Annotated in this window: 21 protein-coding genes; 8 read left to right on the top strand and 13 right to left on the bottom strand. The window is 49.5% G+C overall.

Annotated features, from left to right (window positions below):
• Nucleotides 1-18 precede the first annotated feature (18 nt).
• The 4 genes from AArcSt2_RS14600 to AArcSt2_RS14585 form a co-directional block, all read right to left on the bottom strand.
• Complete coding sequence (locus AArcSt2_RS14600) at nucleotides 19-1,902, bottom strand: methyl-accepting chemotaxis protein (RefSeq protein WP_250585659.1); 1,884 nt, start codon at nucleotides 1,900-1,902, stop codon at nucleotides 19-21.
• A 194-nt stretch (nucleotides 1,903-2,096) separates the two neighbouring features.
• Entirely contained in the window at nucleotides 2,097-2,660 is a 564-nt protein-coding gene (locus AArcSt2_RS14595; RefSeq protein WP_174654873.1) for a TATA-box-binding protein, read from the bottom strand.
• A gap of 262 nt (nucleotides 2,661-2,922) precedes the next feature.
• On the bottom strand, nucleotides 2,923-3,564 hold the full coding sequence (locus AArcSt2_RS14590; protein ID WP_174654874.1) for a DUF7504 family protein: 642 nt from the start codon (nucleotides 3,562-3,564) through the stop codon (nucleotides 2,923-2,925).
• Between the two features lie 303 nt (nucleotides 3,565-3,867).
• On the bottom strand, nucleotides 3,868-5,208 hold the full coding sequence (locus AArcSt2_RS14585) for an RNA-guided endonuclease InsQ/TnpB family protein (protein WP_250585657.1): 1,341 nt from the start codon (nucleotides 5,206-5,208) through the stop codon (nucleotides 3,868-3,870).
• A 53-nt stretch (nucleotides 5,209-5,261) separates the two neighbouring features.
• Between AArcSt2_RS14585 and AArcSt2_RS14580 the strand changes: the two genes are divergently transcribed.
• The 3 genes from AArcSt2_RS14580 (at nucleotide 5,262) to AArcSt2_RS14570 (ending at nucleotide 7,696) form a co-directional block, all read left to right on the top strand.
• Complete coding sequence (locus tag AArcSt2_RS14580) at nucleotides 5,262-5,399, top strand: hypothetical protein (protein ID WP_250585655.1); 138 nt, start codon at nucleotides 5,262-5,264, stop codon at nucleotides 5,397-5,399.
• A 140-nt stretch (nucleotides 5,400-5,539) separates the two neighbouring features.
• Entirely contained in the window at nucleotides 5,540-6,523 is a 984-nt protein-coding gene (locus AArcSt2_RS14575) for an NAD-dependent epimerase/dehydratase family protein (RefSeq protein WP_250585653.1), read from the top strand.
• 6 nt (nucleotides 6,524-6,529) lie between these two features.
• Nucleotides 6,530-7,696 carry a DegT/DnrJ/EryC1/StrS family aminotransferase gene (locus AArcSt2_RS14570; protein ID WP_250585651.1) on the top strand — a complete coding sequence of 389 codons (1,167 nt, stop codon included), beginning with the start codon at nucleotides 6,530-6,532 and terminating at the stop codon, nucleotides 7,694-7,696.
• Here the strand turns inward: AArcSt2_RS14570 and AArcSt2_RS14565 are convergent.
• Nucleotides 7,693-8,508: a ParB N-terminal domain-containing protein gene (locus tag AArcSt2_RS14565; RefSeq protein WP_250585649.1), complete on the bottom strand. Its 816-nt coding sequence runs from the start codon at nucleotides 8,506-8,508 to the stop codon at nucleotides 7,693-7,695. The two genes, AArcSt2_RS14570 and AArcSt2_RS14565, sit on opposite strands and share 4 nt — an antisense overlap.
• Nucleotides 8,509-8,540: 32 nt before the next feature.
• The gene (locus tag AArcSt2_RS14560; protein WP_174654980.1) at nucleotides 8,541-9,377 is read right to left on the bottom strand and encodes a beta-keto acid cleavage family enzyme; all 837 of its coding nucleotides are present in this window, start codon (nucleotides 9,375-9,377) and stop codon (nucleotides 8,541-8,543) included.
• A 942-nt stretch (nucleotides 9,378-10,319) separates the two neighbouring features.
• Here AArcSt2_RS14560 and AArcSt2_RS14555 point away from each other — a divergent pair.
• From AArcSt2_RS14555 to AArcSt2_RS14540, 4 genes are all read left to right on the top strand, one after another.
• The gene (locus AArcSt2_RS14555) at nucleotides 10,320-10,895 is read left to right on the top strand and encodes a DUF7344 domain-containing protein (RefSeq protein WP_174654979.1); all 576 of its coding nucleotides are present in this window, start codon (nucleotides 10,320-10,322) and stop codon (nucleotides 10,893-10,895) included.
• A gap of 289 nt (nucleotides 10,896-11,184) precedes the next feature.
• Nucleotides 11,185-12,993, top strand: coding sequence for a glutamine--fructose-6-phosphate transaminase (isomerizing) (glmS, locus tag AArcSt2_RS14550; protein WP_174654978.1), 1,809 nt, complete (start codon nucleotides 11,185-11,187; stop codon nucleotides 12,991-12,993).
• A 424-nt stretch (nucleotides 12,994-13,417) separates the two neighbouring features.
• Nucleotides 13,418-13,720: a HalOD1 output domain-containing protein gene (locus AArcSt2_RS14545; protein WP_250585648.1), complete on the top strand. Its 303-nt coding sequence runs from the start codon at nucleotides 13,418-13,420 to the stop codon at nucleotides 13,718-13,720.
• Nucleotides 13,721-13,879: 159 nt separating this feature from the next.
• On the top strand, nucleotides 13,880-15,220 hold the full coding sequence (locus AArcSt2_RS14540) for a phosphohexomutase domain-containing protein (protein ID WP_174654977.1): 1,341 nt from the start codon (nucleotides 13,880-13,882) through the stop codon (nucleotides 15,218-15,220).
• 98 nt (nucleotides 15,221-15,318) lie between these two features.
• Here AArcSt2_RS14540 and AArcSt2_RS14535 read toward each other — a convergent pair whose 3' ends face one another.
• The gene (locus tag AArcSt2_RS14535; RefSeq protein ID WP_174654976.1) at nucleotides 15,319-15,609 is read right to left on the bottom strand and encodes a PadR family transcriptional regulator; all 291 of its coding nucleotides are present in this window, start codon (nucleotides 15,607-15,609) and stop codon (nucleotides 15,319-15,321) included.
• A 153-nt stretch (nucleotides 15,610-15,762) separates the two neighbouring features.
• Between AArcSt2_RS14535 and AArcSt2_RS14530 the strand changes: the two genes are divergently transcribed.
• A complete protein-coding gene (locus AArcSt2_RS14530; protein WP_250585646.1) occupies nucleotides 15,763-16,770 on the top strand; it encodes an AIR synthase family protein in 1,008 nt (335 codons plus the stop codon).
• Between the two features lie 14 nt (nucleotides 16,771-16,784).
• On the opposite strand, the gene AArcSt2_RS14525 is transcribed toward AArcSt2_RS14530, so the two are convergent.
• From AArcSt2_RS14525 to AArcSt2_RS14500, 6 genes are all read right to left on the bottom strand, one after another.
• On the bottom strand, nucleotides 16,785-20,285 hold the full coding sequence (locus AArcSt2_RS14525; protein ID WP_250585644.1) for an ATP-dependent DNA helicase: 3,501 nt from the start codon (nucleotides 20,283-20,285) through the stop codon (nucleotides 16,785-16,787).
• The gene (locus tag AArcSt2_RS14520; protein ID WP_250585642.1) at nucleotides 20,282-21,163 is read right to left on the bottom strand and encodes a PD-(D/E)XK nuclease family protein; all 882 of its coding nucleotides are present in this window, start codon (nucleotides 21,161-21,163) and stop codon (nucleotides 20,282-20,284) included. Before AArcSt2_RS14520 ends, AArcSt2_RS14525 begins: the two co-directional genes overlap by 4 nt.
• Entirely contained in the window at nucleotides 21,156-23,333 is a 2,178-nt protein-coding gene (locus tag AArcSt2_RS14515; protein ID WP_250585640.1) for a DEAD/DEAH box helicase, read from the bottom strand. Before AArcSt2_RS14515 ends, AArcSt2_RS14520 begins: the two co-directional genes overlap by 8 nt.
• A gap of 50 nt (nucleotides 23,334-23,383) precedes the next feature.
• On the bottom strand, nucleotides 23,384-24,700 hold the full coding sequence (locus AArcSt2_RS14510; RefSeq protein ID WP_250585638.1) for a cobyrinic acid a,c-diamide synthase: 1,317 nt from the start codon (nucleotides 24,698-24,700) through the stop codon (nucleotides 23,384-23,386).
• A gap of 20 nt (nucleotides 24,701-24,720) precedes the next feature.
• Nucleotides 24,721-25,125 carry a hypothetical protein gene (locus AArcSt2_RS14505; RefSeq protein ID WP_250585636.1) on the bottom strand — a complete coding sequence of 135 codons (405 nt, stop codon included), beginning with the start codon at nucleotides 25,123-25,125 and terminating at the stop codon, nucleotides 24,721-24,723.
• A gap of 78 nt (nucleotides 25,126-25,203) precedes the next feature.
• Nucleotides 25,204-26,022: a TrmB family transcriptional regulator gene (locus AArcSt2_RS14500; protein WP_250585634.1), complete on the bottom strand. Its 819-nt coding sequence runs from the start codon at nucleotides 26,020-26,022 to the stop codon at nucleotides 25,204-25,206.
• Nucleotides 26,023-26,221: the final 199 nt, after the last annotated feature.

The raw sequence follows: 26,221 nt of genomic DNA, 5'->3' as shown, positions 1-26,221 counted from the left end.
AATATCTCTTAAACTCTGTTATTTGGGAGATATCGTTGCACTAGAGTCATCGCTTACCTGATTGAGCTCCGCTAAATCTCGAATAATAAACTGATCCAGTTCTTTCCGGAGTGTCGTCGTCTGTTCACCTAGGGCAGACAGATCAGACTTTATATTACCAATTTCGATCGCAGTCTCTTCGGAAGAATTAGCAACGCGATCGCCAGTTGTTGCAAGTGTTCGGGCACCCTCCGCAACCGACATAATGGCTTGTGTTACTTCCTCAGTCGTTGCAGCACCTTCGTCAATTGCGCGCGAGACTTCATTTGTTGATGCTTCAAGGTTTGACATCGATCGGTTAACATCCTCAAAGATTGAACCGGTGTCAACGACCGTATTTCGACTATCAGTGATAGAGCTGCTCAGCGTTTGGATATTCGTCTGAACGGTAGACACATCCGAGAGAGTGGTCTCAATATCTGATTGGATTGTTGCGGAGTGCTGTTGCGTTTGAGTTGCAAGATTTTTGACCTCGTCAGCAACAACGGTAAATCCATCTCCTGCGTTGTTCCCATTACCACCTGCGCGTGCAGCCTCAATAGATGCATTAAGAGCGAGGATATTCGTACGGTCTGCAATCTCATCAATGAGTGATGTTGCGCTCTCAACCGAGTCCATCCGATCGCTCATTGTTTCAATGAGTTCAGTTACGGTCGAAACACGGCGTTCAACGTCATCCATAACGGTAACTGCAGTCTGAATCTGTTTGTTGGCTTCCTGTGAGTTCTCTGCAACGCGTGTGGACTCGACAGAGACTTCTTCGGTACTTGAAGCGATCTCCTCAATCACGGCTGAGAGGTTGTTCATCTCATCACTTGCTGTTTCGAGTTTCTCAGCTTGCGTTCGAAGCTGATTAGAAAGCGATCGGACATCTTCTGCGTGTTCGTGTTGCGTGTGTTGAAGCGCATCCGCACGTGAGTACGTTGTTTCTGTTGTCTGTTCGACATTCTGAGCAAACGATCGGAGATCAGTTACAACAGCGGAGAGGTCGCGAGTCATTCGGAAATATGCACTGCTAACCTCCTGCATCGCAGTGATATTACTATCAGTCGGTGGGTTTTTGCTTAGATCACGATCCGCAACTGCAGTTAATGCGGTACCCATGATTGCTGCCTCTTCTCTGAGCGATTGGTTCAGTTGGGCAGCATTTGCTCGTTGTGTTTCGGCTTCTTGTCGTGCGGCATCGACCTCTTTTTGTTTCTGTTCAAGCGCTTCTATGTCTGCAACCCTCTCATCGAGATCTAAATGCGTCGATTCGAGCGATTGCCAATGGAGTAAGATGGCGATTGCGAGTCCAGCAACGAAGATACCGTGAATAACTCCCCACGCAACCGGGTGCTGCATCGCAGCGGGGTGATTGTACACGTGAATGCCGCCGACAACACCAAAGATGCTGTGTTGAAAAACGACATAGAGGATCGAGACCGCAAACGGAACCCAATCTTCATACAGAGCAACGATCCCGACACCAACAAAATACAGAAAGTGGGCTTCAATGAATCCGCCCCAAAAGTATGCTAACACCGCAGCACAAGTCATAAAACCAAATGAGGCAAGCAACGAGCGTGTGCGTCGAGAAAGCGAAGGAACCGCGGCGAGTGTCGCAATAGCGGCGATACCTCCAACACCAGCAAAGGAGTGTGAGAACGGAATGGATGGAAATTCAACGCCGGTTAGTGCCCCAAGTCCAGTAAACCGGCTAATGGCGAACAAAATTGGCAGTTGAATAGCGATCGAAAATAGTACGATACGATGACGCTTCTCAAAAGAGCCATCTGTCACTCGTGTCCCATCGGGTGTTTTGGTAATGAATTCAAATAACGTGTGTCTGCCCCTCCTACCCCACGACCCAGTATCTTTCATTGGCTTGTATATAATATACAAGATCGGTTCATATAGATTCGGTACAAAATATCAAAGTGTAAAATTTGACACAGTGAAGTGTACAAAATGTCAATATATTACAATTATGTTGTAGACGTATTTGTATGTCTACTGAGACACGCTACAGGGGAATTGTATTCCACATGAAATATCCGGTAAGTGGCCGTTTCTCGTTAGTCGATCGAGAGCAGTCCAAGATCAGCGATTCGACTTGCAACGACTTCGACGCCTTCAATTGCCTTCTCTCGGGATTTAGCGCCGGTGACGACAATTTTTCCGGATCCGAACAAGAGAATAACTACTTCAGGGTCATCGAGGCGGTAGACGAGTCCTGGGAACTGCTCAGGCTCGTACTCGACATCTTCCAACCCAAGGCCGATCGCCATCGCATTCAGGTTAAGACTCTCGCCAAGGTCAGCCGAAGAGACGATGTTCTGGATTGTAATATCCGGTTCATCGGGGACTGGGATGCCAAGTGCTTCGAGTTTATCAAAGACAATGTTGATAGACTCGGTGAGTGATTCTGCGCTTTTTGAACCCGTGCAGACAATCTTCCCCGATCGGAAGATAAGCGTTGTTGCTTTTGGGTCGTTCATCCGGTAAACAAGTCCGGGGAAGTTGTCAGGATCATAATCTGATCCCGGGAGGTCTGTTGAGAGCTCCTCTAGTGCGAGCTCAAACCCAATTCCAGTCGATCCAACCACGTTCTGAATTTCGAGTGTATCACCAAACGACATCTACTACATCTATATTTATACTACTGGTTTATATACCCTACATCTTTGAGATCCGAAGTGTAGCATCGTTCATTTATATCTGTTTTTAAACTATTTAGACGTGCGATAGTACTAAAGAAATTTGAATAAGATTATTTCAAAATATATGTTAGAAATTAAGCGATAGTTGTTCTTTTCTAAAATTATGATTGTAGTCCTTGGTGTGGGAGTAGCCAGCGATCGAAAAGATTCAAGAGTATCTTAACACCCTCTGCTCCGATACTCAAGGTAGTCGTTGGTGTATGCCGATACAATCTGTTTCAGCGGTTCCGATATTGACAACGCTGTCAAATAGTTCTTTGAGCGTATCTATTGTCGGTACGTCCGTTGTATTAGGGTCAATTAAACAAATGACTGTGAACTCCTGGATCGCTGCTTTTGTGGCAACAGTTTGAAGGAAATCAAACGTCTCGACAAGCCCTGAAAACTCCTTAATGGGCGTGATAGAATCAATACAAAATACGCCGTTTGTGTTATCTGTATTCCACTTGTGTGTCCCATTTGTAAGTTGGATTCCAAGCGCAGTCAAGTCAGCAGGAGAGCGGATATACGTAACAGATGCCTGAATTTCTCCTGCGGTCACCGTAGAATCGAGATCGTTTAAATACTGATTTGCCGTAATAATGGTAAACGATCGTGGTTGTTTTCCCACATGTGTCTCCCATAAATTAACAACTGAAGTTGGTGACTGTGTCAGTGCTACATACATTATATCAAGTGACGCAGGGTCGTGTGGAGTGCATAGGTCAACGATGGCAGGAGTACGGAGGGAATCAAACTGTGACGCAATCAAAAGCGTGTCTGGAACTGTAATCTGCGATGAGATTGCATTCTCGTGCGGTCCAACTCTCGGCGTAGGTGCCATTGTTATATTTTTGTCATCAGATGTAATAATATGCTAGCTATTTAACATACAAAGATGCAACGGAGAGAGACAGCAATATAACCTACAGAGTGGTCGTAGACGCGTTCTATTACGCTTTTTCGATCGCGCTTCGAGTACAGGTGTTAGATTCGTCAGTCGAACACGAAAACACACCGATCAGACGAGTACTATGCGTTCCGTTGACGACCTTCAGGGTGGGAGAATGTCAACGATGCTCTACAGAGCTCAAATGACATCCTCCTCGCCGTGAACGGCGAGGTTTCCTCACGCTGGGGGTATCGCTTACCGACCCACGGAGGCAACTTGCGGGTTCGTATGCTCCTCGTTGAGACGGAAAGAGCGTGGTAACTCCGACCAGTTGTGGTCGTCCCACTTGAGGCATACAGGTCGTGCCATCGACCGTGTTACTGTCGTCTGCCGTTGACGAGACGCGAAGCGTCTCGTTCGCCAACCAGAACTCTTTGAGTTCTGGTGACGTCGAAGGAACGTCTCCGACGCTGTGAGGTCAGCGTGCCCCTCGAAGCCACACGGACACGTCAACGTATCACGGTGCCGCGTCGTATCCTCTGTCGAACCACAATTCGGACACTCCTGACTCGTCCATGCTTCAGATCGCACCTCCACTGACATACCGTATTCTTCGGCAGTATACATCAATCGTTTCACGAACGCTCGAAATGCCCAGAAGCTGTGCGTCTTCTCGTTTGTTTTGACCGACCAGTGAGTTTCCAACACATCGGTCAAATCGCCCACGTACACTGTCGAAACACCTTCATCGTACAATCGTTCAATCAGGTCGCGTGCGAGCGCGTCTTGGGCGTGATCGCGTCGTTTCGTCCGGCGGTCGTACAGCTGTCGGATACGGTGACTACTGTATCGACTATCTTCCAACAGCGATTGCAGACGGGCGATCTCTCGTGTGGTTTCATGGAATCGCTTGAACAGGTCGCGTCCTTCATAAAGGAATTGCTGGCCGGTTGTGGTTGTGCAGGCGACAAGGTTGTTTGCACCAATATCTAGGGCGGCTTCTTCGGAAGCCAGTGGGTGTGCCAGTCGAGAATGGTCTTCGCTGATTGTGACTGGCTGAAAGGCCCTGAATTGGCCCGATTGTTCGTCATAGTACAACTCTAACCGACCTTGTTTCTCGTATTCTTTCCAGTTAGGTTCGCCCCGGACTTCGAGCCGGAAGCGTTCACGGTGGCCCAGCCCGTACTCGTCTTTCAGGTCTTTACCGACCAGAATTTCGAGTCGGGAGTATTCGCCCCACTCAACAGAGTACGACGTGTTTCGGATGTACGTTCGGAGTTCTCGTCCATCTTCGGAGTTCCCCCAGAAACCGGGTTTGCCGTTGGCTTCACCCTTCTTTTGAAGTGCGAAGAACGACTTCCACGATTCGCGGTTCTTACGGTCAATCTGTTGAACTGTTGAAGAACCAAGAATACCACCATAGCGACCACGATACTCACTAATGCCCCACACGTCGCCGGTAGGGTCGGTGTAGTTCTGTCGACGTTCGTAGTTGATCTCGTTCCAGAGAGCAGCAGAAGCATCCAACAGGCGACGTAGCAGCTCCTCGTCCTCGTCGGACTGAGGAACCACCTCGAACGTATTGGCACGCTTCATCACCTACTGGTCGTACCGTAACGCACATAAGTATTCCGTTCGTGTGATACTATATGGTCGCAATTCGCATCGAGTTTGACGACGACGAACAGTACGACCGACTGAAAAAGTTGAAGAAGCGCCGTGGATTGACGTGGAAGGGCTTACTCCTCGAAGGAGAACAGAAAGTGAGAGAGGATACCCCAAAGTAAGCATCGAACGTGGCTCATGAAATGGAGTGTCGGATTCACGCCCAGCCTAAAGGCTGGGACTCTCTCCTTGATTCAGGTAGGCAGCCACTGTAAACTGAACGCATCCCATTACAAAGCCGCCATTGTCCGAATAGTTGACAATGAGTGAGTCAAAAGATCAGCAGCCAGCATGGGCTGTTGAATCCGGTTCGTCAGATGCAGTCGCTGCAGTACAGGGGAAACAGATCGTAATCACTGGCGGTGCAGGATTCATTGGCAGTCACCTTGCTGATGCGTTTGTTGATGCAAACGATGTCACGGTCGTGGATAACTGTTCATCAGGGACAACTGCGAACATTCCGACAGAAGCAACGTTCATTCACGGGGATTTGAGAGATGCGGATACAATTAATGCTCTCCCAACTGATGTTGACATTATTTTTCATCAAGCAGGCATTGTAAGCGTTGAACAGTCGTATCGATCGCCGCAAGTGAGCCATGATGTAAACGTTGATGCAACGTTGTCGCTCCTTTCATATGCCCAAAGAGTCGATGCACGACTTGTATTCGCTTCGAGCTGTGCGGTGTATGGTTCTGCAGAAACCGTCCCAATTAGTGAATCGCACCCGACAAATCCATCCTCACCCTATGGTGTTGACAAGCTCGCGGCCGATCACTATGTCAGAGTATTCGGTGACTGTTACGATATTCCAGTTGTTGTGCTTCGATATTTCAACGTGTATGGCCCACGGCAGAGTACGGAATATAGCGGCGTCATTGATGTGTTTAGACGACAAGCGGTCAATAATGAGCCGATAACAGTCCATGGGGATGGAAGCCAAAGCCGTGATTTCGTCCATGTTTCAGATGTCGTGCAGGCAAACGCAGCTGCCGCACTTACCAAAGAAGTCGGTCGCGCATACAATGTTGGAACTGGGACATCAGTAACGATCGCAGATCTCGCAGAGGAGATTATTTCGTTGGTTGGATCGTCATCAGAGATTGTCTATACAGAGCCTCGTCCAGGTGATATCCAACAAAGTGTTGCTGATCTACACCGATCAGAAAACGGTCTCGGATACACGCCTCAAATTGAACTTCAAACAGGATTACAGTCGCTGCTTGGAGCTACAGAATCCACGTAATAATATATGTATTATACGTCAATGCCGCAGTTCCAGCTCCGCTGGCTTCGGTTTCGATCGCCAGGATATCCCGAATGGCTGTTCGACGATGCGTGGACACCAGCGGGAAAGCGCAGAGTATTTTCACGGTCGATCGTTGGCCTCCACCAATTTCTCACCGAAGCATACAGTGACCTCACAGAGGAGTCAACACAGAGTGCACCAGTGCTGTACGTACCATCGTTTATTCCTGGTGGCGTTGTGTGGGCGGCGCTAGCAGCGGGGTTCGATGTTGAGTACTATCCGCTCAATCAAGACCTTCGGCTCCCAGCAGGGAAACTTGCTGAGCAGTTCGCTGAATCGCCACCGGATGTGATAGTAGTTGTCCACTACTTTGGCTTTAGCGATCCGAACGTCGATCACCTATTCGAACTCGCGGAATCCCATGATACAATCGTAATCGAAGACTGTGCTCGTGGGTTGTTTGGGCGCGATCGTAATGGACAATTGCTCGGGTCGCGAGGAGATCTCGCGATTTTTTCACTCCACAAAACATTGCGTGTTCCAAGTGGGGGATTGGTAGTAAGTCAAACGTATGATGTTTCACAACCAACTGCGGAGCCAAGCGAGCTAGGTGGGGTCCTTCGAGCAGCTGCACGAGGTGTTATCTCAAAAACAGGAGTTATCCCATCATTCCCTCATCCACCAACAGAGCTGCTTACTCGAGATGTGGATGCAGTCGCACCGGCAGATCAAATGCAGAACGCAGGCCCGGGTGTGATCTCAAAGCTCGGACTTGCACAAACCGACCCAAAGGAAACAGTTGCAGCGCGATGTCGCCGGTATGACCGCCTTCGGGCGCTGCTGGCGGAGAATGGATATCCAATACTATTGACTCCAAAACTGTACGATGGCTGCGCTCCGTATGGTGTTGCGGTGCAATTTAATACCGTCACCGATCGGAATAACGCATACGTCGCGGTTCGAAAAACGGGATTACCAGCAGATGTATTCAGTTGGCCGATAGTCTACGCTGCTGAACGTGCATTTTCGATCAGAGGGACAAGGGAGCTCCGAAACCGGGTGCTCGTACTGCCGACCCATCAAGATATTCCATTTGGATCGATCGAAACGGTTGCAAAGGCGGTCAGGGAGAGCGTTGATGTACCTACAAGTAGCCAAATCAGCGGTTAATCTGAAAGCTCATCGTGGATCGAAGCTAAGTCTGGGTGTGAGTTGGCGATCGATGGCATACTCCCGTGCATATGAATGTGTACCGCAATCTGGTCTCGGAACGATTGCCATCCTTCATGACGGAGCAATACAACCACCGGAATCTCATCAACGTCAAGTATTTTTGCGATCGCCAGTCGGTTTCGACCATCGGAGAATAGAAGCGATCCATCACGGCCGATATCGATCGCGATCTCATCGTAGAGAAAGCGTTCAAATTCAGTTGTACGATTTGTTGCAGCAGTGTCAACTGATTCATCAGCCATGAGTTGTGCTTGCGTTTTGAAGCCATGTGCCTCTATATTTGCGTACAGTGCGTCAAGCTGTTCACATCGGTCGTGGATCGCAGATTGTGAGTCACACCCCCAGGGAGTTTTTCCACGAGCGATCGATGATGCAACGCGATCAAAGAACTCGGTGTCTTCCCACGGGACTCCATCTTGGAAGTGCCGCTTAAATGATTGGTAGATATCTGTTTCTGTAAACTTGATATCTGGCTCATCCCAGTCTCCATCAAGGACAACACCTAAGCGTTCGTATCGGGGCCACTCGATGGCTGTTGCGACATAGTTGATTTCCTCAGGGTCGACCCAATAGATCGCAAACGGATCGATCGGCGCGGCTCGAAAGCAGTTCCGAGAGGCTGTTCGAAGGTGGATGTGTGTTCGCAAATATTCGCTCCGAACGTTTCGGAACAAAGATTCGACTATCGGGAACGTAGAGATCGTTCGGCGACCAATCGCACGCGCTTGTGAATCAAGCAACTTCAACATCAGCAGTTAGCAGTCCTGTTATGAACGGTGGGTTATTTCATGCCGAGTATCTCTCGTGCCTCGTCAGGCGTCGCCAGCTCTCGGTCAAGATTTGATGCAATATTTGCAGCTCGTTCGACGAGTTGAGCATTACTTTTGACAGGTTCACCACGTCTAAAGTAAAGATTATCCTCCATTCCAACACGAACGTGACCACCAAGGATCATACCCATTGTGGTTAGTGGGAGCTGGTGTGGACCGGTTGCGAGGAGATTAAATTTCGAATTGTCAGGAAGGTTTTGAACGAGATTAAGCACATTCTTCGGTGATGGTATCGAAAAGGTCCCGCCACCGAAGATGATATTGATATAATATGGTTCATCGAGCAAGCCAGTCTCAATAAGCCGATATACCTCGTTCAGGTGGCCGTTATTGAATACTTCAAGCTCTGGTTTGATCCCTTTTGATTGCATCTCTTCGGCAAGGAGATCAATATTGTGACGATTGTGCTCGGTGATAATATGGCGATCACGATTGAACGGCCCCATATCAAGTGATGCCATTTCAGGGAGTGGATCGGTCCGTATCCCTTTTATTCTCTCTTCAAGGACAGCCTGCCCACCAGTGGTGTTTTGGATAATAATGTCGTCACACCGCTCTCTGATCGCATCGTTCACCTCTTGCAGGCGGGCCGAGTTGTTCTCTCCAGTCTCACTTCGACCGTGGACATGGACGATTGCAGCACCGAGCTTTTCACACTCTCGGACCTGCTCTGCGATCTCTTCGGGCTGTTCAGGGAGGTTTGGGTTAGCATCTTTTCCATGGACTCCGCCAGTTGTCGCGACGGTGAGCATGAGCTTATCGCGGTTGAGATAATCTGTATATGCCATAGTATTTGCTCTCATTAGAATGTACTAGGTGGGGGGCTTTCAGTATGAACAAGCATCGATGGATTCGCAAATGGTAGCACGGCTATTATACTATTCATCGATCGGTGAAACCATTCTATCAATCGGTGTTTCAAGCTCTGTATTTCGTTCATACTCCTGATATATACTACAGTGGGTGGTATGGTGGAAATCGAACCGGTCATTACAAAGGTCAGCTTGCATTGGCGAGACAAAACTCTCAGTTGCGCCACAAAACGGGCGTTCGTGATCAAAGGACTTGTTATCGCCTTCTCGGAGATACGCTAAGTACGGGCACGTCATCTTCGAGAGAACAGTAGAGCAATGGTCTTTGTTATACTAGTATTACGGCTGCGACGGTACCAAAATGGGCCCTCACGGTGGTTATTGTCGAGAACACAGTGAAAACATGCTGAGAATAGGCTGATATAGTATGGGTAGAATATCAATGCTACTAGTTAGTAAGTAGAGGCTTCGAGAGAAAAGAGTGGTAAACGATACTGGATATTTATATGTCTCCTCATGGTAGGGTTGGTCACGCCACGAGATGCCAATGCAAGTCAGAAACTATCACATTCTAGATGCGTGTACGCAGCTATTACGGGTCGCATGGCGTTGGCTACCTTCGGCACACAGCATGGGTACGGACGCTCATGATCGCCGGACGATAGCCGATCTAATACTATCCTACACGCATGTGTTGGAATTTTGGAAATCAAATGATCAGAAGACCGGCATAGTCACTGATTGCAAAAAAGCCAACATTTATTACTTCGTGATATTCATTACACATTATGTCGACCGACAACAACGTACATGGAAACGTCACCTTCACAGCTGTGGGCAAGTTGTGTCGAGATGTTCGTTGTTGGAATCGGCACCCGCTGGCGTATATCCGAACTTAATAACATAGGTAACTGGATTATGACGACACAAATATCACCAACCAAATCGAAAGAGAGCGCCGATTCGCCCAGCAACCCAACTGCAGAACCACAACCAGAGCCAGAACAAGTTGCTACAACACTGTCGCTTGACCTCGTTTTTGAGGTTCTCAAGAACGAGCGGCGGCGACACGTACTTCGGTATTTACAGGAAAACCCCGGACAAACAACACTGAGCGACCTTGCGGAGCACATTGCGGCGATTGAAAACGATAAGCCAATTACTGCGTTGACATCACAAGAGCGCAAACGCGTGTATGTCGGTCTCTACCAGTGTCATCTCCCAAAGATGAATGACACGGATGTGATTGATTTTGATGATAACAGAGGGACAGTAAATGTCGGACCGAATGCAGAACAACTGTATAAGTTCCTCGACGTTGAATCAACTGAACAGTCTCGGTGGCCGTACTACTATCTTGGTGCGTCGATCATTGGAGGAGGACTCTTTGCGGTCTCGATTGTAACCGCTGCAGTACAGTTGACAATTGCGTTTACTGCGACAATTATCGCAGTAAGTACGCTAGCAGTTGTACAGACTGTTGCAGATACGTAGGCACTGGATACGTTCATTCACTGCTGTACTCATTATTTATATAACTGGATACTGCTAAGTAGGCTGAGCAATTCATGTTGAGCGACAAGCAAATCGAAGAATAACAAAGCCTGTTACAGTCGCTTAGATAACCCTGTCGCACACTCACGCCACAATAGGCAAAGCTGCGACGGTGATGTTCCAATGAGACGACATGTGAAATGCAGCACAACAACAGTATCAATCGTATCTATTATTTCGCTCACAGGGAGTAGCACACGCCTCCCAAAGGTAACAGGAGGATCCTAGGATGTGTGGAATTACAGGGTGTATTTCGAATGCAGATATCACATCTACGTTGATGAACAGTCTCAGTAAACTCGAATATCGGGGATATGACTCTGCAGGTATTGCAGTTGCGACTGGAAACGGATTGACAGTCGCAAAGCAAGCAGGAGAAACCGATGGGCTTCGCCAATCGATTACTGCAAACGAACCGGTTGGGATGTTGGGTATTGGTCATACTCGATGGAGTACGCATGGTGCGCCAACGGATGAGAACGCTCACCCGCACACAGACTGTACCGGAACTGTTGCCGTCGTACACAATGGTATTATTGAAAACTACGACGGAATAAAGTCCGAGCTCCAAAACAATGGGCATGAATTCACGAGCGAGACCGATACAGAGGTAGTGCCCCATCTCGTTGAACAACATCTCAAGGATGGCGTTGATCCACTCACAGCACTACAGAAGGTAACTGAACGAATCGACGGCAAGTATGCGCTTGCAATGGTAACGACACATCGCGACGCGATCTATGTTGCTCGGAACGGCTCTCCACTCGTTATTGGGGTTGACGATTCTGCAAGATACGTTGCAAGCGATGTACCCGCGTTCCTCGAACACACAAAAGAGGTCATTCATCTCGAAGACGGAGATGTTGCTGTGCTTGAACCGGAAACACACACAGTGTTCCGAGACGGAAAGAGTGTGAGTCTCGAACCAACCACAATTACATGGTCAACAGAGGCTGCAGAAAAACAGGGTTATGACCATTATATGCTGAAAGAGATACACGAGCAGCCTGACGCGCTTGCGAGTGCTATTAAACCACGGCTAACGAGTGAGAATGCGGTGGTATTCGAAGAACTCGACCAGTCATTCTTTGCAAACATTGATCGGATTGAATTTGTTGCGTGTGGGACATCATATCATGCAGCACTGTATGGGTGTCAGCTTCTCAACGCACGAGGAATTCCAGCACACGTGCACAGAGCAGGCGAGTTCTCGTCGTATCCTGCTGCGATCGATGAGCGAACGCTTGTCGTTGCAATAACACAAAGCGGTGAGACTGCGGATACAATCGAATCAATCCACCGTGTAAACGAGACCGATGCACGGTCGTTGGCAGTGACAAATGTTGTCGGATCGTCAATTGAACGTATTGCCGACAAGACGGTGTATATTCACGCAGGACCGGAGATTGGCGTTGCAGCAACCAAGACATTTTCGTCACAGGTTGCGACACTATCACTACTTGCAGCATATCTAACACCAACGCTTGGCTCAAAAACAGCGTCAAATTCGGCACTGCTCAGTTCGATCGCGGAGCTCCCAACAGCAGTCGATACGGTGTTATCAACAGCCGACAGCGAGTATGTCGCACAGACGCTGGTGAATCGCCCGAACCGATTCTTCATCGGCCGGGGTGTCGGATATCCAGTAGCACTTGAAGGGGCGTTAAAATTTAAGGAAATAACGTATGAGCATGCTGAAGGATTTGCTGCTGGACAACTAAAACATGGCCCGCTTGCGTTAATTACCCCGGAAAGTGCAGTGTTAGTCGTATTTACTGGAGATCATGATGAAAAGACAGTGAGTAACGCACATGAGGTTCGATCTCGTGGAGCGACGGTGATTGGTATCGGACCAGACCAAGCGGACGGCCCACGCCGAGTGTGTGATGAATACATTGGCGTTCCATCGCTCACTCCTGAGCTCTCTGGAGTTCTCACCAACGTACAACTTCAACTAATCGCATATCATTGTGCGTCTGCACTTGGACGCTCAATCGATCGACCACGAAATCTTGCAAAAAGCGTTACAGTAGAGTAACTCCTTTTACGATTAAAGTTGTGGGTGTCCCTCACTGAGGAATAGCCCCACGTTGGTTGGAGCGTTCGTAAGGACCATTTCACCGCTTGTTTCGTTGATTCGACATGGGCGGATGCATCCAGGGTCATCAGAACGTGTCGAGTTCTGGTTGGCTAACGAGACGTGTTGTGTCTCGTGAACGACTGAACTCGTGGGCTTACGCCCCGTACGTCCGTGATCCGTTATTTCTCTAACAAATCACTAAAAATAACCGCAGCATAAGTGGCGTATACTGCTCTCGTAGCGCTTTTTATCGGAGAAATTGGTCAATGACCGGTAGTATTAATTAGTATCAAATTAATAAGGATATGTTGCCCAAAGCAGGTGTATTGTCAGCTTGCGAAATGACAACACTCAGACGATACAACAAGCAAAGAGGGAAACAGTGACGAACAGTAAAGTACGAGATGGACGGGTAGCTGCACAGATACAACGAACACATGTTGGAGGATATCAGACATCCTGTGGCACAGAAAAACCGAGTACAGCAGTGGTGCTTGCAGTGGCTAAGATAATAGGGACGGATCCACTCGCATTGCCACAGCTTGCAGGAACGATCGACCCCGATGCACTTGATTCCATTATTACGAACGGTGATGGAGATGCACAAGTCACATTTGGGTATGCATCATGTGATATCACAGTGACAAATGACAAGGAGATCAGGATAATTACAAATAGTGAGTAGCGGACTACATTTGCAGTAGCGAGTTCATACCGGAACATCAACGGCACGTACCTCGCTCGTTTGTCTGTTCTAGGTCCCTATTTTTAGTACAGGTCGCGTTAGCACTGGAGACAGCAGTATGTTGTAAATACTAAACCGGCCAGTACGAGCGAGTACAGTATGTTCGGGACGAATGGCGTCCGAGGGCCAGTCGGAGAAACAATTACTGCACAGACAGCACTACGCCTTGGTCGAGCAGTTGGGACAGATTCCAACAAAGTAGTCGTAGGGCGAGATACTCGAAGAACAGGGATACTACTGGAGCATGGATTAGCTGCAGGACTTCTCGAACGAGGTGTTGACGTTATTTATCTTGGTATTGAATCCTCGCCAACACTTGCACGGGCTGTTGAGTGGACTGATGCCGATGTCGGGGTAATGATAACAGGGTCACACAATCCCCAAGAGGAGAACGGGTTGAAGTTTTTTACAGCAACAGGGCGTCCTTTTGATAGGACAGAGCATCGCTCAATCCTTCGCCGAGCTAATGGACAAAGTGTACCACTTGATCGGCCGATCACACCAGGAACCGAGAACATGATTACCACGTTTGGCGATCGGCATGTCAATTATCTCCAATCACAATTTCCACACTTCGATCTCTCTGTTGTCGTCGACCTCGGGAACGGGGCAGGGCGTGTAACAGCAGACGTCCTGTCGTCACTTGGTTGTCGTGTTACAACGATTCATGGGCAGCCGGACGGAACGTTCCCAGGACGTGAAATTGAGCCCACTGAAGCGAATTGCAAGATGCTTAGAGAAGTCGTTCCTTCAATTGGCGCAGATATCGGTATCGCACATGATGCTGATGCGGATCGACTCGCAGTAGTAGATGAAACAGGAGCATACGTCTCTGGTGACACACTGCTTGCGTTGTTGTGCGATCGAGCAGCTGCGTCCGGACACGATCTTGTCGTTCCAGTGAATGCAAGTACACAGGTTGAGACAATCGCCAATAAATATGGTCAAGAAGTTATTCGCACACCAGTTGGGGATTCATTTGTTGCAAGTGCACTCACGGAGACCGAAACACCTGCCTTTGGTGGAGAAAGCTCTGGAACAATGATGTGGTCAACTGAGATCAACTGCTCTGATGCACATTTTGCAGCCTGTAATATTGTCTCACTAGTAGCTTCAGAAGGGCGATTATCGACGCTCACTGAGCCATTCAACACCCATGTGCTGAAACGATATAAGTATCCAACACAAGATGCAGAGTTGGCCCTCGATCGTGTGCGGAACAGAATTATAGATACGTACGAAACGATCGAGATGATCGATGGGATCAAGATCTGGACAAAAAACGGTACCGGATGGGCACTTATTCGCCCAAGCCGAACCGAGCCCGTTGTTCGTCTCACCGTGGAATCAAAATCAGCAGCGATGACCCAATCACTGAGTGACAAATTTGATACGGTTGTGACGGAGTCAGTAGAAGGAATCCGATCAATACCCTCGTGAACAGGCGTCGCAGCTAAACTTCAAAGTATAGTCTGGGTTTGTAGACACTCACAGAGAGTCTACGGTATAATAAATTGGAAATTGATGGGGTGTGTCGATCAGTGCGTTTCTTCGATCGGCTGTGAAACGTACGTATCTTCCCATCGACGACGTTTTGAGATCAGCTCTCGTCCCTCTGGTGCGATCTCGTAGTAGTTGGTTCGCTGATCATGGCGGCCCTTCTCGACGAGTCCGTACTCAACAAGTGTATCTAAATTCGGATACAGCCGTCCGTGATTAACATTATCAACGTGCTTTTCAATCTCTCTGCGTACCATTTGACCGGATGGCCGACCAAGGCCGGCGATTACGTACAATAGGTCACGCTGGAATCCAGTCAGTTCAAACATACGAGTCATCCAACCTAACGGCTGGCGTGAACCATTATTGTTAGCCACTATTGAACAAATTTCAGGAGACATTACTCATCGGAACAAGAGATTACCATCTTCAGACACTAACCAGAGGGTATTTTCACGTGTGTGAGAAAATATCGGCCACCAATGACACTCGGAAAAATCTCGGATCAATTCTTTCACACCCATATTGCGCCGCAATTAGGTGCTGAGCGATCGGACGTCGCGCTCGGCCCAACACACGGCGTTGATTTCGGCGTCTTTGATGTCAATGGCGCTGCAGTAGTTACTGCAACAGATCCAATTTCGTTGCTTCCGGAGCTTGGCTTCGATCGTGCAGGGCGATTTGCCGTACATATTGTGCTCTCTGATGTTGCAGTGTCAGGATTACCGCCGTCGCATCTCTCGATCGCATTTGCGTTACCAACCAAGATTACAGATGCCGAGTTTGCAACATTCTGGAGCGCAATCCATGCAGAGTGTGAGCGGCTTGATATTGCAGTTGTCACTGGTCACACTGCGAGATACCCTGGTGCAACGTATCCATGGATTGGGTCGGCAACTGCAATGGCAGTTGGTGCACATGCGGATATTATTCGGCCAGACGGTGCAAAACCAGGAAATGAGATCGTCCTTACAAAAGGCCCTGCAGTCGAAGCAACTGGGCTGTTTGCGTCGCTGTATCCATCAAAAATACCACTGTCAGCGGAGATGATTAACGCTGCGTCAACACTGCTCGAGCGGACCCAAACCGTCTCTGATACAGCAGTAGCGAGGGATGCCGGCAACGTAACTGCGATGCACGATGCAACAGAAGGAGGGGTTATCGGAGCGTTTCACGAAATGGCATCCAGTGCAGGCGTCCAGTTTCGGGTCGATCGTGAGGCGATTCCAATGCAGCCTGCAGTCAAACAGGTCTGTACGGCACTGGATATGGATCCGTGGACTGCAACTAGTTCAGGGACGCTGCTGATAACAACTGAAGCAGGTGATGGGGAGAAGGTAGCAGCGAAATTATCCGAGGCAGGAACTGATGCAGCGGTAGTTGGTACTGTCGCGTCTGGTACTGGGGTACTCATTGATGGAAAAGCCAGTGATCGTCCCACAGAAGACGCATCTTGGAGTGTGTATGCCACACTTTCTGACAACAAATAGGGGTTAAGGAAGCATTACAGCGGTTCATCATCAGCCGGTCCACAACCTAGCGATCGATGTGGGCAGTACCGACAGTGTGTGCCAGGTGTCGTCGAATAGTACGTCGAATTGGTCGCTTTCGAGAGCTGCTCCATCAGCGATGGGATTTGTGCTAAGAGCGACTGGCGGTCGAACACAGTACATGTTGGACCGGACGCTCCAAGTGAGAGATAGCCAGCGCCAGCAACCTGCTCTGAGAACCTGGCATCGGCGGCTAACAGATACAGTACGAGCTGGTAGCTCGTTTCAAGTGATCGATCACCGTCTGTCGATTTGTAATCAAGTACAACCAATTCATCATCGATATTTTTGTAAACTGCATCAATGTATCCAGTAACCGCATCCGCCCCTGATCTCTCTGCAAGATGGTCAAGAGAGAATGGAACTTCAACGGCTTTTAGCTCCCACTCCGTGACTTCACTCTGGAAATATCGCTCGATACACTGCTTGGCGTGTGGAACGGCCGATTGAAGCCCATGTTCTCGTGCGAGCCGATCACAAGCATCGTTCCATTGGGGTTGTGTCGTGAGCGAACGCCAGTAGGCATCCTCTGCGACGTGGTGAAAGAGGGTTCCGACCTCCTGCCACGGCACCGAATCGTCTGTTTCTGAATCAGTGGCAACAGGATCCGAAATTCCATACACAACATGGTCGAGATAATGCTTTCGTGAACAGTCACCGAACGTTTCAAGAGCTGTATGGCTGTGGATTCGAGGAAGCGAATCGCTTCGTGTTACTTGTGATGGGACAGCATTGTACCGGGTTTCCGTCTGTGAGTCGTGTATTGAGATCGTTCCATCTTTGATCGATCGGGTGAGCGATCGGATCTCGCTGATTGCTCGATCAGCGGAGACGGTTGACCCATCATACCATGTTATTTGTTCAGGCGTCTGCTTTCGAGCTACTTCGACAGCAGTAGTGATATCGGTGACTGCACGTTTGTGATCCTCTTGGTCCGTTTTTGCTGTGGCGATACGGTGATCGGTGTCAGCTTCCGCCCCAACTGCTTCGGTTTGAGTGAGGGACTCGATCGCGTCAGAGACAGCAGCCCACGTATCAACGCTCGCCCCACCATGCGACCACCCAATGCCGGTAGGGAGCAACGGATCAAGCGCTGATGCGTGCACAGTTGCGTGCGTCTCACTGTTTCCAAAGAGCACAAGCCGATCGCGGGCACGAGTGATCGCAACGTGAAGCACTCGCCACTGTTCTGCCGCGGCGGTATCAGAAAGTGATTCCATAAGTGGTGATGCAAGCGATCCCGTACAAAACTGTTCAAGCACAGACCAATCTGACGTATCACGCCAGAGATTGAAGCTGGGTGGCGGTGCCCATGAGGGGCCTAAAAATGGGAGCAGCACGACTGGGAAATCAAGCCCCTTCGCCTGGTGGACAGTCATAACATCCACCGCATTTTCGCTTTTTTCACCAGCATCCGAATCCAGCGTTCGAGCGGACTCCAGTGCAGCAGGATCATCCAAATATCGAATGAATCCAGCAGTGAGACGACCATCGGTTGCAGTCTCGGAAAACGCATCGATCCGAGATTCGAGCGCAGGAATCAGCGCTCTGTCACGATCGGTGAACGTCCATTTGATTTTCGTCTGCGTACAGAGTGTTCCATATAATGCCGAAAGAGAGCTACTCCGCCGTAGCTCAGTAAGTTCCGTGATATCGTTGAGTGCACGCGTCGCTCGATCGGGATGTGCGAGCGAATCAACCGCTTCTCGAAGGCCAGCAATAACAGTCTCTCCCTGTCGGGCTAGAATTCGAATATCTGAATCAGGAATCCGGTAGACAAGTTTGAGCACACGAATGAGAGACCGATCGTCAGTAGGGTCAACAAGCACACGAAGGTAGGCAAGCAATGTTGTGATTCCAACAGGCATTGAATCGTGTGTCCCACCGGAGCGAGTATATGGAATACTATCGTCAGCGAGCGCGGCGCAGATGAGATCAGCCTCGTAATTCTGCCGAACTAAGATTGCAATGTCACCAAGGTTATGCGTCTCAATATCCTCAAAACCCCCAGTGAGCAGGTTGGAGACGGTGCTGCTTACTTGCGATGCTTGGATAGGTTTCTCACGGTCTGCACTGACAGTCAGGACGCTGTTTGGAGCCGTACCACGTGTGGACTGCAACGTTTTCGTACTTCCAGGAAGTGCATTTGAGAGGTCGAGGATCGGCTGGTATGATCGGAAGTTTAAATCCAGTTCCATCGGCTCAATCGTTGGAAAGACAGACGCAATATCAGTGATGTTTGTTGGATCTGCACCACGCCATTCGTATATTGCTTGGTCAGCATCACCGATCACAAAGACGGATTGGTCGGCTGAAAGCGCCGCAACGAGTGACAGTTGCGCACTATCGGTATCCTGGAACTCGTCGCAGAAGATATGTGTGTACCGGTCGCAGATATCCGTTCCAAGATCGCTCTCCAATAACTCGGTTGTACGGCGAATTAAGCCAGCGTAGTCGATCGCATCACGCTCCGTGAGCACCTGCTCATACTGGCGGTAGCCCGCACAGAATGTATGTGCTCTTGCAAACAGCTCCAACAACGAATCCAGTCGGCTGATCGGTGTTTGTTTGGTGTCTTTGAGTGAAGCCCCATGAACGCCGCTCCACGTTCCAAACAGCCCAGATGGAACCCGTGACCAATCATCATTCTTATCTGGAAGTACAGTGATAAGCGTCTCGACGATCGACAAACAGTGTGAGAGATACGTCTGAACGTGTTCACCAAACGGGTCGCTGGTGTCAATCAACGATCGTTGGTAGGACAGCACATTTTTGAATCTTTCCAGCCGTTTCACAAGTCTTGGGTGGCCGTTTTTTGATCGGAATGCGAGGCTTCCCTCGCTGTCGGCACCAAACTGTTGATCCGCTGTTTGTTTGAGTTCTCGAACGATTGTTGCAAGTTGAGACACCAACGCAGGATCCGGAAGCGTCTCTTCGATCGTATCCGGTCCAATGCCTGCGTTTCTGAATGTCTCAATGAACTTTGTTAGGTCAGCCGCGGTTGCCCGCTCGGGAGTTGTATGAGTGAATGTGAGCGAATCATGAATTGAGCCGATTATCGCTCGCTGTCTATCATCGGTTAACAGTTCGAAGTCAGGGGACATACCAACGGCATACGCGTACTCTCTAAGAATACCGTAACAGAACGAGTGATAGGTGTACGCATCAATATCGAAGGCGTCTGTTCCAGAGAGCGAATCGGTGAGCCGATCAATCGCACCATGTGCCGCCTTATTTGCGAACGTTAACACAAGAATCTCGTCGGGAGTAACGGTCTCAGCCTCCAAAAGCGCCTCAATCCGAGCGACCATCGTCGTTGTCTTGCCCGTTCCAGCACCCGCGTCAACGACAATTCGATCGGCCGTTGTAGTTGCTACTGCAGGCTGATTCCCTTTGAGGATAAACTCTTCATCGAGGTCGGAATTGGTCGTCTCTTCAGAGCGTTCTGTAGTCATCGAAACATCACCTCATTGTTGATCCACTCCGAACAAAATTCGGCATATGGACAGCTCTCACACTCCGAGTCGAGGATTTGATCAATCCGATCCTGTGGATTGAACGCACGATTTGTGATCCACGTTAACGTGTTATCAAGCACTGAAAGCGCTTTTCGGTGCTCGGATTGGTAGTGTTCATCAAGCCGCCGTACTGCTGCGGAGACAACCGGAACTGATGAGTTGGAATCACCGCCAGCAGTCGTTTCCTCTGTGAGGCCAACAAAGGCAAATCCGGGCGTCTCCGAGAATGCAAATCGATCGTTGTGAATGAGGGCTTCGATCGTCGCAGTGGCAGTTATCACGCTCCCTGCAGCCCATGGAATGTAGCTGCGACCGCTTGTATGGCGATCGATCGTCGTATAGGAGTTTGCAAACGCAACCGAATCAAGCGACCAACGATACCGAATTGCGACTGGCTTGTCACCGATCCGAACAAGAGCATCGATTGGACAGGACAGTGTAACACCCGAGAGCCCATATCGAAGCGTGAGATCAGTATCAATAATCGAATCGCCGTGGGCGGTTCCAAACTGTTGAAGATATGATTCAATTGCGCGAACTCTCATCTCCTGTAGATACTGCTGCTTTCGGCTCCTTTTTGTGGTGCGTGAATCCGTTGTGCGAAGGTGTGATCGTGCTGCGGCGATCATCTCTTCAGTGTCGTCACCTGCCGTAAGTCCACGAATGATCGCTTCACGGGCAAGCGATACTGCCAGTTCATCTCGTTGTTGGGCAGAATCAGGCTGGATCGACAACTCGTGTTCGTACTCATATCTTCGCGGGCAGGAAAGATATGTTGCGATATGGTCAATTGGGATCACTTGTGCTTCACTCATCTGTTCCGATCTCCCCATTTGCATACGAAATCTGTGTGTGAACTGCATCGACAAACCGTGGGTCGACATCCTCATCACGAAGGACGGTTGTAACTGCTTCGAGCGTTGAGCGGATCGATCGCATATCCGCAGATTCACCCAAGCTTGCTGCACGCTCAATCTCGGCAAACGATCGCCATGGCTCTTTGAGAATGTCGCGTGCAACGCCAGTCTCAGTATGGAGTGCAGTTGATTCATCGCCACGTTCAGGGTCGGAGTATCCCTGTTCAATCGTGACCGCAGGATGCTCTTCGAGGGCAGCCAAAAATCGCGATGGATGTCTATGCTGGCCGAACGATCGGTTCCCGGTTTCAGCCGTACAAAAGTACACCCGTGTTGTTGCAACACGGGAGCCAACTGCAAGTTGCCTTCTTGCAAGCGCAGTGTAGTAACGGTCGTATGGATCAGAAATGGCATCCGAAACCGAAGAGAATGATTCAGTGACCGTGTCGGCCGTTGGTGTTGTGACACCCGGATAACCGCTCGATCGTTTGACCCAATCTGTGGGGAACAGTCGGGTGAGGTTCTGCGTTGCAGGGGGATACACACCTTCAACAACATCGACTAAGAAGACGATTGGCCGGGTATCGTACTTTGCAACACGAATCGCATCGACAAGAACACCGTTTTCCTCGACTGATAGATCGGTTGTGTACTGATCAGGTGCAACGTACTCTATGGCCCGCGACAGTGTCGATCGGAACGAATCGTATCCACCCGGAAGAAAATCAGCAGTGTCGAAGAACGTTGCAATTTTGCGGACTTCTCGAATATTACGATAGGATGTATATGCCTCAATTTCAGGCGCTCTTGCGACTCTATCTTTGAGGTTTGTATCTACGATCCAGCGATCAATCGTCCCGCTCATTGTCGGTTCATTAGCAATACGATCGAGATCCGATTGAGAAACACCACCAACTCGAGCATCTAAGATATCCCATGCGGTTTCTGCATCGGTTGCCAATACGTCAATAAGAGCAACTAATTCACGGACAGCTGGATCGTCATTAAGTCCTGTCACCGTTGCAGATGCGGTTGGAATGCCTGCTCTCCGAAGGAGCGAACGGGATTCGTGGATTGGTTGGTTGCTATCTCTGCACAGTACAGCAAAGTCATCGTATGCGAGCCCATACTCGTCTCTGAGAATTTCGATCTCGTTTGCGATCGCCTCAAGCTGTTCCGTATAGGTAGCTGCCGAGAGCGTGTATGCTGTTACAGTTGGATTGGTAGTTGCAGCCGGTTGCTCACGGAGATACCCGTTTGGAAAATGGCCTATCGCGAGGAACTGGCTCACTAGTTCCGGGTCTGTAACACTGAACTCCGATCGGTCAAGCGCAGGATTCTCAAAACAGTCTAACCCCGCGGCCTCGCCGAGCGCAACAACCGACCCAGCCTCGTTCCAAATTCGTTGGATGCTTGCATCACGCTCTCCAATACAGTAGAGTTCCGCATCAACAGTTAGTGCTGAAAGATACGCACGTTCGAGTTCACCAAACTCCTCAAAATCGACAACCAAGACGGCATCAAACAGTTCAGAGACAAACGATCGGACGGACGGCTCCGAAAGTGCTTGTGTGCCGCTCTCGATGAGAGCCGCTTGGTCAACTGTAGAACGATCTTTCAGTGCAGTTCGAAACTGTGACGCAACCGCTCGTAGTTCCTGCAGCATCGCGTCAAGTGCTGGGTCATCACTGCTACTATCACCAAACCCACCCCAACTGGAGATCAAGAGAACACGGCCAACATCACGGTGAAACGATTCGGTCTCTGCTGCCTGTTGGAGATACGGATGCGACCAATTCCAGCCATCAATGACTGTGCGGAGGAGTTCAAATCGCTCATAATCTGAAAGTACCCGGGTATCAGGTGCAGCGTACGCATGTATTGCGGCAGCATGATCGAGAACCGACTCGACGTTTGGGCGGGTTTCGAGTGTCAACGCGTGCGCGAGTTCATTTTCAAACTGTCGTGTTCCGCTTGGAAACCGTTTTAGTACCAAAATATCTGTAGATGAATAGCCCTCTGACCGAAGGGAGTCATACGCACTCGCCACTCGTTCAGCAAGTGGGACTGCGGAGAACGGATCAATTCGGAGCTTCCCTGAGAGTGTTGGCATATGATCCCGAGTCACAGCAATGATTGGTCCCACCGGTATTTAAAATTGGTAATGAGTATAGAATATCACTGCGTGCAGTACGACAGGAAGCGATCGAACGCACCAGTTTCCGGATGGAGATGCGCGTACGTGCCGACCGAGTTGTATTCAAGAAGGCCATCATGCGTCCCATCAATTCCGGTGCCGCGGTCCATGCTAAATCCAAAGGTTGCATCGGATGCAGTGTCTGCGCTTGAGTAGTGAAACTCGTGACCGCGGTAGGTCGTTCCTGTCGTTGCAGTTGGCCCATCTACAGCAGCAGTAACCTCGATATGGTCAAGCGCCTGATACCGATCGTGCATTGTGACGGTTGCCGGGAGTACACCGGCCATCGAATATGTTTCATTGTCAGCAGTCGTGAGGCTCTCAGCGAGTGCCATCAAGCCGCCACATTCCCCATACACAGGGATACCATCGGCTGCTCGATCGGAAATCTCAGCGAGTGTATCGCTCGCTTGTAACTCAGCGCCGAACCGCTCAGGGTAGCCTCCTGGGAGATAGATACCATCACAATCCGGAAGCGGATCGCTTGCAATAGGTGAAATAGGTATAATTTCTGCCTGATCTTTGATTTTCTCGATCGTCGCTGGGTAGCGAAAGCAGAACGCCTGATCCGACGCAACAGCGATGCTGGTGTTGGTTCGCTGTGTATGTTCTTTCGAAGATTTTGAAATAGGTGTAATAGGTGCAGTAGCTGCAATTTCTGCAATTGAATCAATATCAATAGTTTCTGCAGCGTTGTCAATCGCATCGGTTGGAACCGGATTCTCCGACCCGAGATGGAGGCCAAGGTGTCGATCAGGAATTTCGAGGGCCGTATCTGGACCGATTCGTCCAATATAAGCGATATCGTCCGGGAGTGCGTCCCGGATACCCGCTTCGTGTCTGCCCCCGTGTGCTCGTTGGGCGATGATCCCAGCAACGGTGATATCCCGGTTCGCATGCTCGGCATAGCGTTGGAACCCAAGCGCGGTTGCAGCAACACTCTCCATACCTGCGCTTGCATCAATAACGAGAATAACTGGGAGATTCAGTTGGTCTGCAATGAGTGCTGTGCTTGCTTTTGTTCCGTCATAAAGACCCATCATCCCTTCAATCACACAGATATCGCCCGTTCCTCGATGATAGTTGTGGAGCATTCCATCCCGATCTTGAAGCCACGGATCAAGCGTTCTGGATGGTTTGCCGGCAATCGCCTCATGATGGCTTGGGTCAATGAAATCAGGCCCACCTTTTGCTGGCTGTACAGCATACCCTGCAGTTTGTAGCCCACGCAGGACAGCGAGTGTCGCGACGGTCTTTCCAACACTCGAGCTTGTTCCTGCGATTACAACACCCTTCATACCACGTAGACGCGGTGATGCTATTTAAATCGCAGAAAGTCAACGATCGCCGCAGCAGTAAACGCAAGGATTGCAGTTGCCGGTGCGAGCGCGATTATTTCACTGGATGCAAAGACAGATGCATATAGGATGGAGTCACTACCATCCATCTGGACAAATTGAAACAGATAGAGCTGTCTTCCAATGATGACCGGAATGAAAAAGAGAAACCCAATCATCGAGCCAACTAACCCATTGATTGCAGTTTGTGCGTACCGATCGGTTCGAAGACCGACAATGGCTCCTGCCATTGTTGCAGCAAAGAGGATGGTAATCCAATCAGCAGTGTACAAAAAGAGCGGAACACCAACTATGAGCAGGGCAATTGAACCCTCCAGTGCAGGTCGGAGTTCAAAATCCAACGAGGGCTGTATTGGATCTTTCATACCAAACGCTCAGAACCGACGATAAAATAGATTGGCATGTTGATGGATGACCGACCGGATATCAACCACATATTACAGTTACTTCGGTCCAGAGAGGTCACCGATCGGTGTCGCGTTGTCCCACGTTGTCCGGAACCCTTCTGCAACACGGCCAGCAAAGCTTCTATCGCGGAGGTTCAACATACCAAACAGATGGTTTGCCAATAGAGGGTCTGGAACCTCAAGGCAGACCTCCGTATTATCAATTAAGTGGAACGTACCGTACATATCCTCCGTTGTTCGAAGTTCAAACGGCGCTTGAGCGAGTGTAAATGCGGCTCGTTCATCATCCACAGCACCAAGTGCGTCCGAAAACATCCGAGGTGAAAGAAGCACTTTCACTTCAACACCACGATCGATCGCACCCAGCAGTTGATCGAGCAGTGCGGGCCCCTCACGATCGACGTCAAACTGTGCAGAAATGCTATCGGCAGCAATGACGATCGACTCCTCGGCAGTCTCAATTCGTTCAAAAAGCAGTTCAAGCGAATCTTCGGCGCCGACCGCAGCAGTCCAAAAGTCTTCTTGAGGCCGTGTTGGATCTGCGAGCTGTTCAACAAGTGTACTCTTGTTCGCGTCAAGTTGCTCCATCCGATTTTGGAGTTCGGACTGACGAGCGGTGACGAGTTTGGTGACTGCAATATCCGGCTCAACAGGAACATACCGTTTTGGTTCACGAGCAGTATGCACACGAACAATTCCTCGTGACTCAAGTCCACCTAATGCATCATAGATTCGTCCTTTCGGAACCTCGCTTTCTGCGGAAATTTCAGCAGCCGTCCCGCTCCCGATCGCGAGCAGCCCTCGATACGCACGATCCTCGTAACTTGAGAGTCCAAGATCACAGAGAGAATCCATACGGGAGTGCAGGTAACGAAAGCATAAATCAACAGTGAAAACTGGTGGAAGTTTCTCTCAGCGGTGATATAGGACAAGAGGTAGTCATTATTACGCTGTAAAAGACTATTTTATGAGCGGTAATCTAAAATTATAACTGTCTGAAAACTGATTGTATGTTTTTCTATGTTTGAGAAAGGTATTATTTACAGAGATCATA

The organism is Natronocalculus amylovorans (assembly GCF_023638035.1).
Lineage (GTDB): Archaea > Halobacteriota > Halobacteria > Halobacteriales > Haloferacaceae > Natronocalculus > Natronocalculus amylovorans.
This window is presented reverse-complemented; position numbering and strand designations above follow the sequence as displayed.

Bases quoted from the DNA above. Each gene is read 5' to 3' on its own strand.
- AArcSt2_RS14600 (WP_250585659.1), bottom strand. From the start codon at position 1,902: ATGAAAGATACTGGGTCGTGGGGTAGGAGGGGCAGACACACGTTATTT.
- AArcSt2_RS14595 (WP_174654873.1), bottom strand. From the start codon at position 2,660: ATGTCGTTTGGTGATACACTCGAAATTCAGAACGTGGTTGGATCGACT.
- AArcSt2_RS14590 (WP_174654874.1), bottom strand. From the start codon at position 3,564: ATGGCACCTACGCCGAGAGTTGGACCGCACGAGAATGCAATCTCATCG.
- AArcSt2_RS14585 (WP_250585657.1), bottom strand. From the start codon at position 5,208: ATGAAGCGTGCCAATACGTTCGAGGTGGTTCCTCAGTCCGACGAGGAC.
- AArcSt2_RS14580 (WP_250585655.1), top strand. From the start codon at position 5,262: ATGGTCGCAATTCGCATCGAGTTTGACGACGACGAACAGTACGACCGA.
- AArcSt2_RS14575 (WP_250585653.1), top strand. From the start codon at position 5,540: ATGAGTGAGTCAAAAGATCAGCAGCCAGCATGGGCTGTTGAATCCGGT.
- AArcSt2_RS14570 (WP_250585651.1), top strand. From the start codon at position 6,530: ATGTATTATACGTCAATGCCGCAGTTCCAGCTCCGCTGGCTTCGGTTT.
- AArcSt2_RS14565 (WP_250585649.1), bottom strand. From the start codon at position 8,508: ATGTTGAAGTTGCTTGATTCACAAGCGCGTGCGATTGGTCGCCGAACG.
- AArcSt2_RS14560 (WP_174654980.1), bottom strand. From the start codon at position 9,377: ATGGCATATACAGATTATCTCAACCGCGATAAGCTCATGCTCACCGTC.
- AArcSt2_RS14555 (WP_174654979.1), top strand. From the start codon at position 10,320: ATGACGACACAAATATCACCAACCAAATCGAAAGAGAGCGCCGATTCG.
- glmS (WP_174654978.1), top strand. From the start codon at position 11,185: ATGTGTGGAATTACAGGGTGTATTTCGAATGCAGATATCACATCTACG.
- AArcSt2_RS14540 (WP_174654977.1), top strand. From the start codon at position 13,880: ATGTTCGGGACGAATGGCGTCCGAGGGCCAGTCGGAGAAACAATTACT.
- AArcSt2_RS14535 (WP_174654976.1), bottom strand. From the start codon at position 15,609: ATGTTTGAACTGACTGGATTCCAGCGTGACCTATTGTACGTAATCGCC.
- AArcSt2_RS14530 (WP_250585646.1), top strand. From the start codon at position 15,763: ATGACACTCGGAAAAATCTCGGATCAATTCTTTCACACCCATATTGCG.
- AArcSt2_RS14525 (WP_250585644.1), bottom strand. From the start codon at position 20,285: ATGACTACAGAACGCTCTGAAGAGACGACCAATTCCGACCTCGATGAA.
- AArcSt2_RS14520 (WP_250585642.1), bottom strand. From the start codon at position 21,163: ATGAGTGAAGCACAAGTGATCCCAATTGACCATATCGCAACATATCTT.
- AArcSt2_RS14510 (WP_250585638.1), bottom strand. From the start codon at position 24,700: ATGAAGGGTGTTGTAATCGCAGGAACAAGCTCGAGTGTTGGAAAGACC.
- AArcSt2_RS14505 (WP_250585636.1), bottom strand. From the start codon at position 25,125: ATGAAAGATCCAATACAGCCCTCGTTGGATTTTGAACTCCGACCTGCA.
- AArcSt2_RS14500 (WP_250585634.1), bottom strand. From the start codon at position 26,022: ATGGATTCTCTCTGTGATCTTGGACTCTCAAGTTACGAGGATCGTGCG.